10 protein-coding genes are annotated in these 8,975 nt (G+C 60.1%); 8 read left to right on the top strand and 2 right to left on the bottom strand.

From position 1 onward, the window contains the following. The coding region (locus P2081_RS20080) for a hypothetical protein (protein WP_278924567.1) at positions 1 to 247 on the top strand (247 nt) is incomplete at its 5' end. A 323-nt stretch (positions 248 to 570) separates the two neighbouring features. On the opposite strand, the gene P2081_RS20075 is transcribed toward P2081_RS20080, so the two are convergent. Continuing rightward, on the bottom strand, positions 571 to 1,911 hold the full coding sequence (locus P2081_RS20075) for an ATP-binding protein (protein WP_278924566.1): 1,341 nt from the start codon (positions 1,909 to 1,911) through the stop codon (positions 571 to 573). Further along, complete coding sequence (locus P2081_RS20070) at positions 1,908 to 2,567, bottom strand: response regulator transcription factor (protein ID WP_278924565.1); 660 nt, start codon at positions 2,565 to 2,567, stop codon at positions 1,908 to 1,910. The genes P2081_RS20075 and P2081_RS20070 overlap by 4 nt, the downstream gene beginning before the upstream one ends. Before the next feature lie 145 nt (positions 2,568 to 2,712). Here P2081_RS20070 and P2081_RS20065 point away from each other — a divergent pair, with 145 nt between their 5' ends. The 7 genes from P2081_RS20065 (at position 2,713) to P2081_RS20035 (ending at position 8,649) form a co-directional block, all read left to right on the top strand. Beyond that, on the top strand, positions 2,713 to 2,997 hold the full coding sequence (locus tag P2081_RS20065; protein ID WP_109384011.1) for a PepSY domain-containing protein: 285 nt from the start codon (positions 2,713 to 2,715) through the stop codon (positions 2,995 to 2,997). Further along, positions 2,990 to 3,649: a cytochrome b/b6 domain-containing protein gene (locus tag P2081_RS20060; RefSeq protein WP_278924564.1), complete on the top strand. Its 660-nt coding sequence runs from the start codon at positions 2,990 to 2,992 to the stop codon at positions 3,647 to 3,649. The genes P2081_RS20065 and P2081_RS20060 overlap by 8 nt, the downstream gene beginning before the upstream one ends. Before the next feature lie 188 nt (positions 3,650 to 3,837). Next, complete coding sequence (locus tag P2081_RS20055; RefSeq protein WP_278924563.1) at positions 3,838 to 4,215, top strand: hypothetical protein; 378 nt, start codon at positions 3,838 to 3,840, stop codon at positions 4,213 to 4,215. Between the two features lie 44 nt (positions 4,216 to 4,259). Continuing rightward, positions 4,260 to 4,730, top strand: a complete 471-nt coding sequence (locus P2081_RS20050; protein ID WP_109384009.1) for a DUF2271 domain-containing protein — start codon at positions 4,260 to 4,262, stop codon at positions 4,728 to 4,730. A 12-nt stretch (positions 4,731 to 4,742) separates the two neighbouring features. Beyond that, the gene (locus tag P2081_RS20045) at positions 4,743 to 6,950 is read left to right on the top strand and encodes a PepSY domain-containing protein (protein WP_278924562.1); all 2,208 of its coding nucleotides are present in this window, start codon (positions 4,743 to 4,745) and stop codon (positions 6,948 to 6,950) included. Further along, the gene (locus P2081_RS20040) at positions 6,931 to 7,911 is read left to right on the top strand and encodes an FAD:protein FMN transferase (protein WP_278924561.1); all 981 of its coding nucleotides are present in this window, start codon (positions 6,931 to 6,933) and stop codon (positions 7,909 to 7,911) included. The genes P2081_RS20045 and P2081_RS20040 overlap by 20 nt, the downstream gene beginning before the upstream one ends. Positions 7,912 to 7,947: 36 nt before the next feature. Then, positions 7,948 to 8,649 (top strand): VIT1/CCC1 transporter family protein, encoded by a 702-nt coding sequence (locus P2081_RS20035; protein WP_278924560.1) that lies wholly within the window; start codon positions 7,948 to 7,950, stop codon positions 8,647 to 8,649. Positions 8,650 to 8,975 lie beyond the last annotated feature (326 nt).

The raw sequence follows: 8,975 nt of genomic DNA, 5'->3' as shown, positions 1-8,975 counted from the left end.
CTCGAAAAAGTTCGGTGAGCTGGTGGTCTTGATCAGCCATATTTATGTTCTCCAGCAGAGGTCAAAATCTGGTATCACGTTGTCATTGAAAGACATTCTTCACAACACCAAAGGAGCCTTTCGTTCGAGCCGCGGCATTGGTTGTTTTGGGCTCGCAGTAAGAATTCGCGGCGCGGTGCCTCAGCACCGGCTGTTGAAGCGGGGATGTCGGCGCATCCGCAGAAACCGCGAAATTTCAGTTGCGTAGCCCACTAGGCGAACGGCTGCTTCGAAACAGCCTTCGTCGTCAGTGACGCTGCACCAGCATCAGGCGACTTGGAGCCCAAACCACCGGATGCTGCGCTAACAACCGAGGTCGGAAAAGCGGTCCAAAGTTGTCGTTCGACCCAAAAATACGTTGTCGCGAGCCGAGCAAATGGCGTGGTCAAATGTAGACGCAGGCGTCGGATCGCACCCTGCTATTTCTAAAGCTTGCTTTGACCGCGTTCGCGGACCTAACCATCGTGATCGGAGTCTCACTCGGTCTTGCTTTGCGATTGCGGCGACAGAATGCCTCTTGATCGCTGAGCGCTAACGCCTCGAACCAGCGATCGGAAGCTTGATGCACACTTCGAAACCATCCTCCTTGCCCACGCGGGGGGAATTGAGGATGAACTGGCTCCCGATCCGTTCCGAAATTGCCGCGACAATCGTAAGGCCGATACCGCTTCCGATGGTGTTCGGGCCTGCACGTTCAAAACGGGTGGTCAGGTTCTCCAGTTTCTCTTTCGGCACGACGGGTCCTGCGTTTGCCACGCGCAATGTGCCATCTGGTGACAGCGAAACATCAATGGGTTCTGTTTCTGCGCCATGCCGGATTGCATTTTCAATCAGGTTGCGACACAGGATACCAAAGGCGTCCGGGTCGAGGTCTGATATGACGGGTCCGTCCGGAAGCGTCAGCACGATGCGCCCCGGCGATGAGGCGCGCTCTATCTCGTCGACAATAATTTGCGCGATGCCGCGCAGGTCCGAGGTTTGGTCCAGCCGCAGGCGACCTCCTTCGGCGCGGGCCAGTTGCATCAGGCGTTCCGACAGGCGTGTTAGCCGTTTCAGCGTGGCTTCGATGTCTGCCGCTCGGGCAGCAGCAGCCGGGTCACCTGTTTCAGACTGCAGCCGTTGCGCCTGCGCGATGGCTCCGGCGAGCGGTGTTCGCAACTCATGTGCGGCATTGGCGGCAAAGCTGCGTTCGGCGTCGAACGCCTCTTTCAAGCGCCCAAGAAGTCCGTTCAGGGTTGTCGCCATCGGAACAATTTCCAACGGAATTCCTGTCGTCGGAACAGGTGAAAGGTCGCGCGCATCCCGAGCCTCCAAGCGTTCGCGAAAACGGCGAATGGGTCCAAGGCCTGCCCGGACCGCCAGCACGATGGCGAGCAGCGCAAGCGGTATTACTACCAGAAGCGGCAGGCCCAGCCCCATCTGGATTTCCCGTGCGACCGTGGCGCGGTGGTCCAGCGGTTCGGCCACCGAAATGCGAACGCTGCCCTGCAAGGCATCCTCGTTGTAAAGCCTGTGGGTTGCTGTCTGACGGAAGCCCGTCCCGTCATAGGCAGGAAATATATCCGGATCGGCGGCATGCGATTGCAGCAGGATGCGCCCCCGCGCGTCCCGCACGATGTAAGTGAAGAACTCGGTATGTTCGCGGATCGCGCCAAGGCGTTGGGTCACACCGTCATCTTCGCGGCCGACAATCTCTTGCACGGCCAGCGGAAGAAGGCGCTGCGCCGTTTCCTGCAGGGCGGAGTCGAAGACCTCATCCATTTCGTGGCGCAGGTTTACCGCCGTCACCGTGGCGGTCGCGATCCACAGAAGCGTCAACCCGATACCCAATGACAGCCCCAAACGGGCCTGGAGGCTACGTGGCAGTCTCATGAAGGTCCCAGACGATAACCCATGCCACGCTCGGTCTGTATCACGTCAGCCCCAAGTTTCTTGCGCAGGCGACTGACATGGACTTCGATGGTGTTGCTTTCGATTTCGGCCCCGTGGGCATAAAGTTTGTCTTCAAGCTGCGTTTTCGACAGCAGCTGACCCGGGCGTGCCAGAAACGCATCGAACAGCGCCCATTCGCGCGCGGTCAGTTGGACCGGTTTGCCGTTCCGGTGGATGCTGCGGGAGGCAAGATCGATGTCGAGTGCGCCATGGGTGATGATCGGGTTTGGATTGCCGCTATACCGGCGCGCGACCGATCCGATCCGGGCGGTGAGTTCCGACAGGTCGAACGGTTTGACCAGATAATCGTCAGCCCCCGCATTCAACCCTTCGATCCGATCCGAAATCTGGTCAAGGGCTGTCAGGATTATCACCGGGGTCACGTCCCCCCGATTTCGGATCGTCTTCAGAAATCCAATGCCACGACCATCGGGCAGCATGAGGTCAAGCAGCAGGAGATCATAGGCGGCAACCGCCATTGCATCGCCCGCCGCATCAAGCCGTGTCACCCAGTCCACGGAGTGGCCATCGGCGGCGATCTGGTCGCGCACGGCGGTGCCCAGAACGATATCATCCTCGATCAGCAGAATGCGCATGGGTGTCGGATTCCTTTGTTTCACAAGTCATCTTGAACAATCCAGCTTACGCGAGACTGACGCACATCAGCCCGCGAGCTTCAGGAACCTGTCAGGTTGGTGGCGCATGGTCTGGTGAAATTGGCCGCAATCCGGAGTTTGCCGCATGAAGAAGACACTGACAATGCTCGCCGTTTTCGCCACGCTTTCGGCGGGCGCTGCGATTGCCGACGATGATGACTGTTTTGTCCCCATGGCCGACTGGCAGCCGCGCGAAGCGGTGGCGCAGATGGCGTTGGACAACGGTTGGACCGTGCGTCGGATCAAGATCGATGATGGCTGTTACGAAATTGATGGCCGCGATGCACAGGGGCGTCGGATCGAAGTGACCGTTCATCCGCAGACCCTTCAAATGATCGAATTCGAATACGAGGATGACGACGATGATTGAGACCTCTGCACATGATGCGTCTTCAACCGCGCAAGGATCTACGGCCAAGGTCCGTGTCTGGGATCCTTTGGTCCGGGTCTTTCACTGGAGTTTGGTTGTCACGTTTGTCGTGGCCTATCTGAGCGCCGAGGAGCTTGGCACGGTGCACGAAATCGCGGGTTACATTGTCGCCGGACTGATTGCGTTCCGTTTGATCTGGGGCCTTGTCGGCAGCAAATACGCCCGTTTCTCGCAGTTCCTGCGGGGACCGTCGCAAACGATTGGCTATATCGGAGATGTCGTGCGCGGCAAGGAGCATCGGTATCTTGGCCACAACCCTGCTGGCGCCGCAATGACCGTCGCCTTGCTCCTGACACTCGCAGGCACCGCCTTTACGGGGTGGCTGCTTGAAGATGAGGGCCGTTTTGCAATGCTGCCTGACCTGCCACAGATTGTCTCTCCGGCCTATGCCGATGGCGACGACGAAGGGTATGGCGGAGGCGGGTCGGAAGCCGTCGAAGAGGCGCATGAGGTGCTGGCTAACGTCATGTTGTTCCTGATCGCCGTCCATGTCGGCGGGGTTGTGCTGACCTCTTTCCGCCATAAAGAAAACCTCGCGCGGTCCATGGTCACCGGCGACAAGCGCGCGCCAGAGCCCGGCGATATTTCCTGAACGTTCCCCCGCGCCGAATGTCCCTTCGACGCTTCCCTGGCCCCGCTATCTCAGGTGGGGCCTTTTTACTTTCCGGCGTCGTTCTGACGTCTTTCTGACGGCAAGCTGAAGCAAAAAACCGTGTCACGTCAGGAAGACCTCAGGTGGTGTCTCCAGATTGTTCTCAGCACACAAACGGAGACATGACCATGAAAAAGACACTCGCCCTTCTTGCAGCAACAACCGCGCTATCCGCAGCCATCACCGCACCGGCCTGGAGCGCGATGCGCACAAGCAATAGCGAATTTCTACCTTTAGCAGCAGTTCTCGAAGCCGATCAGGACGCCATGCCGCTGATTTTTGCCAGCAGCGATGATGATGACGACCGCGAATATCACAATGGCGCGCGGTATGAAGACGACGACGATGATGATGACTGCGACGACGATGAAGATGATGATGATGATGATGATGATGACGATGATTGCGGCAACAGCGCCCGCAATGCAGCACCCGCAGGCACCACCCCTCCGCCGCAAAATGGCCTGTTCGGCAATGGCACTCCGCCAGTCGTTCAAATGAATTGACGCTTATCCTTACATTCCCATGTCCTTAGAAAGGCACATTCCCCATGAAATCACTTCTTGCAACACTGGCGCTGACCACGGCGCTCACGCTCCCCGGACTCGCAATGGCGCGTCCGGTGACCTTGACCACGACGATGAACAATTACGGAGGCGATGGGGCCTATCTTGCGCTTTATGTCACTGATGCCGCGGGGGCCTACGCTGGCAGCCTCTGGATGGCTGGCGGCAAGTCGAAATACTATGAACACCTGAGCGAGTGGTACCGGGCCACCGCCGGTGACACCGCACAAATCAACGGGATCACCGGGGCCAGTGTCGGGGCCGGACGGACGCTTGAAATCACGCTTGATCTGGCTGATGCGCTGTTTGATGCGGGCTATACTCTTCATATCGACGCCGCCGTCGAGGACATGCGCGACAGCCCGAACGAGGTCGCGGTGCCCCTGACGACAGGCGGTGCAGGCACGCCGATCACAGGGCGCCGCTACATCGCTGATTTCACCTACGACATGTAAGGAGGCCCGGCGATGATCCGCGCTTTGCACCGTTGGCCGGGTCTTCTGGCCGCTGCCCTTCTCATTGTTCTGACGCTGAGTGGGGCTGCGCTTTCGGTCTTTCCGGCGGCAGAGCGCCTGACCGCGCCGCAGGCGGAAACCGGGCTGAGCGTGGCGACGCTCGCGGCCCGCATCCAGACCGCCTATCCCGGTGTCGAGCAGATCCGGCGGTCCCCGCCGGGTCAGATCACGGCATATTGGTTTTTGGATGGCACGCCGGGGGCGGCGGTGATTGATCCGGCGACGGGCGCGGGCGTGGGGTCTGCCGACCCCAATCAGGTCGAGCGCTGGCTGACCAACCTGCACCGGTCGTTGTTTCTGGGTTATGGCGGTCGGATTGCCATGGCCCTTGGTGCGGCGGCGATGCTGATCCTTTCCGTTTCGGGGTCTGTCCTCGTTGCGCGCCGTGCCGGAGGCTGGCGGCGCTGGTTCGCGCCTTTGCGCGGCCCTTTGTCAGGGCGACTGCATGTCGAGATTGCGCGCGTCGCGGTTCTGGGTCTTGCCTTATCGTCGATGACGGCGCTTTGGATGTCGGCCTCGACCTTCGACCTGCTTCCCATCACGTCATCCGCACCGGCTTTCCCGAATGATGTCAGCGGCGAGACTGGAATATCGATTACATCCATCGAGTTGCTGGGACAGACCCCTGTGGCCGAACTGCGCGAACTGAACTTTCCCTATCCGGGCGATGCCAGCGACGTCTTCACCCTGAAGACGGATCAGGGCACAGGATATCTGGATCAGGGGACAGGTGCGGCGTTGGGCTGGACCGATCTGACCGGTTGGGAAAATGTGTCGGAAACGATCTACATGCTGCATACCGGTCAGGGGGCGGCCTTTCTTGGGATCCTCCTAGGACTGATGGCACTGGGCGTACCAGTGTTGGGGGTCACGGGTGTCCTTGTCTGGCTGGCAGGACGACGCAGCAGACCGCGCATTCCCGGCAACCTGCCTGCCGCCAAGGCGGAAACGATCCTTCTGGTAGGTAGCGAAGGGGGCAGCACCTGGGGTTTTGCGGCGACGCTTCATCAGGCGCTGAGAGCGGCAGGGCAAACAGTGCATGTCGGGCCAATGTCCGACTTTGATCTGGCGCACCACGCCAAGGCACAGCGGTTCGTGATCCTTGCGGCAACCTATGGCGACGGCGATGCGCCGGAAACCGCCAAAGGGTTCCTTGATCGTCTGAAAGCGCTGGGAACCGCGCCCGCAGCACCGATTGCAGTGCTTGGGTTTGGCGATCGCAGCTATCCGGAGTATTGCGGCTACGCCCAAAGGGTTGCGGAAATGGCTAAAACGCGGGGCTGGAACATGCTTTTGCCCTTCGACACCATCGACCGCCAGTCGCCGCAGGATTTCGCGCGCTGGGGGCGTCTGTTGGGTCAGGCGCTTGGCATTAACCTTGAACTGGTCCACCAGCCCATTGTGCCCCCAACCGAGATGCTGACCCTGGTTTCGCGCCGCGACTACGGGGCGGAAATGCAAGCACCCACTGCAATCCTGCGCTTTGCCTTGCCGCGCCTGACCTTTTGGCAAAAATTGACAGGGCACGGCTTTGCCCGGTTCGAGGCGGGTGACCTATTGGGTATCGTGCCAGAAGGTTCCGCAATCCCGCGTCTGTATTCGATGGCCTCCGACCGGCGCGACGGGTTCGTCGAGATTGTCGTAAAGCGCCAGCCAAGCGGGCTGTGTTCCGCGCAACTGACACAGCTTGCGCCGGGCGACACGGCCAAGGGATTTATCCGTCGCAATCCCGGCTTCAAACCGGGCAAGGGCCGCGCACCGCTAATCCTGATCGGTGCCGGCACGGGCATCGGCCCGCTGGCGGGGTTCATTCGTGGCAACAAAGGACATCGTCCCATTCACCTGTTCTTTGGTATGCGCCATCCGCAGAATGACTTTTTGTACGGGCAAGACCTTTCAGATTGGCAGACCAAGGGTCGTCTGACCCGTCTGGACACCGCAGTCTCTCGCGCGGCCAACCCAAGCTATGTGCAGGACACGCTGCGTGCTGAAGGCACCGAAGTGGCCCGCCTGATCCGAGACGGAGCACGCATCATGGTCTGCGGCGGGCGTGGCATGGCGGCGGGTGTCACGGAAGCGCTGGCTGATATTCTGAAACCCATGGACCTGACGCCGCAGGCGTTGCGGGCGGAAGGGCGTTATGTCGAAGATGTCTACTGATCCAACACGCCACGCGCTGCATGGGCCGACGATGGGCACACGCTGGTCCGCGCAGTTCCATGCGGAGACAGGCTTTGATCCGGTGCCAGTGCGCGCGGCGCTACAGAGTGCGGTCGATGAAGTGGACGCGCAGATGTCCACATGGAAACCGGACAGCGACCTGATGCGCCTGAATGCGGCACCTGTCGGCGTATGGCAGGCGGTCCCGGCGCGCCTGCTGGATGTCTTGGTGCTCGGGCGCGATGTCGGGCGGGCCTCTGGCGGGGCGTTTGACATGGGGCTTGGTGATGCTGTGGCGGCTTGGGGTTTCGGCGCGGATGAAGCCGACCCTACGCAGATCCGGGCTGCGATGGCGCGTCGTCGGGTTGAGACTGCGCTCGAGATCGATGTTGCTGGCGCCCGTGGCCGCAAGACCGCCGATATTACACTGGATTTGAACGGGATCGCCAAGGGATATGGGGTTGACCGTCTGGCTGATACGTTGGTTGCGCTCGGTATTCCGGCGGCTCTGGTCGGGATTGACGGTGAAATGCGCGCGGTGGGGTTGCGGCCTGATGGCTCGCCATGGAACATCGCCGTCGAAGCACCTGACCCTGCGCGCCGCGCGCCGTATTCGGTGCTTGCATTACAAGACGCCGCCGTCGCCACGTCGGGCGATTACCGCCATTGGGTCGAAGTGCAGGGCCGCCGGCTGTCGCATACCATGGACCCTTCACGAGGTGCGCCGCTCCTTGCGCCGCCCGCCTCGGTGACCGTGGTCGCGCAGACCTGTGCCGAAGCCGATGCATGGGCCACTGCGCTGATGGTTCTTGGGGTTGATGCAGGGGCGACGCTAGCCGAGCAACGTGGACTGGATGTGCTGTTTCTGGTGCGCGATGACCAGAACGGCTTTCACAGCAAAGCCGTTGGTCGCCTGTTTTCGGAACAGCCGTCAGAGGGCATTTCGGGACTTGATCGATAGGTTTCCAAATCAAACTGAACGAAAAGGTAAAGCATCATGAGCCGCTTGACACACTCGGAAACCCATATGGTGCATCGGATCGGCTGGCTGCGGGCCGCGGTCCTTGGTGCAAATGACGGCCTTGTCTCGACGGCGAGCCTCGTGGTCGGCGTGGCCGCTGCGGGGTCGGGATGCCCCGAGATTCTGATCGCTGGACTTGCGGGGCTTGTAGCGGGTGCCATGTCCATGGCGGCAGGTGAATATGTCTCGGTCAGTTCGCAAACCGATGCGGAGCAGGCAGATATCGCGCGCGAAGCCAAGGAGTTGGCGGAAACGCCTGAGGCTGAGTTGGAGGAATTGACCGGGATATATGTTGCGCGCGGGCTGGATGAAACGCTCGCACGCCAGGTTGCTGTTCAACTGACCAAGAAGGATGCATTGGGCGCGCATGTGCGCGATGAGCTTGGGATATCAGAGACAGTCGTAGCGCATCCCATTCAAGCAGCCCTTGTTTCTGCGGCTACCTTCAGCTTTGGCGCGGTTGTGCCCCTGATCATGGCCGCGCTGTCGCCAACGGCACAGATCACTTCGGTCGTCGCTGTGACAACTCTTGTTGCGTTGGCCGTTCTGGGTGGGCTTGGCGCATCTGCTGGAGGAGCTGGGATCATCAAGGGGGCCGTACGCGTGACATTCTGGGGGGCGCTTGCCATGGCCGCGACTGCTATTGTGGGTACGGTTTTCGGGGTTGCAGCTGGCTAAAAATTTCGTCCCCATAGCGAAGACACGCTATCGCTCAAAAGCCTTGGTGATTTCGGATATACAAGGCAGCAAAACCCAAGGTCGTTGAGGTTTAGCGAAGTACATCCGATCCGATATCTTTTTTGAAATCAATGCGGATGTTTTCTTCCGGCGGATGGTCTTGCTCAGCTTCACTCATTGAAAACGATGATGAACCATAACTCAGCTGACCTGAGCCCCAAGTTTCCTCCACCTAGCGGAGAGTCCTTGGGGTTGGTTTGATGGCCCTACGCGGCCAGTTTGTCCATCGTTCTTTTCTCAGCAAATTCTCTGGGCGTCAGGTTTCC

Origin of the sequence: Pseudophaeobacter profundi, from assembly GCF_029697505.1 — a bacterium.
Classification (GTDB): domain Bacteria; phylum Pseudomonadota; class Alphaproteobacteria; order Rhodobacterales; family Rhodobacteraceae; genus Pseudophaeobacter; species Pseudophaeobacter profundi.
The sequence above is the reverse complement of the archived record's forward strand: the minus strand, read 5'-3'. Positions and strand labels throughout refer to the sequence as shown.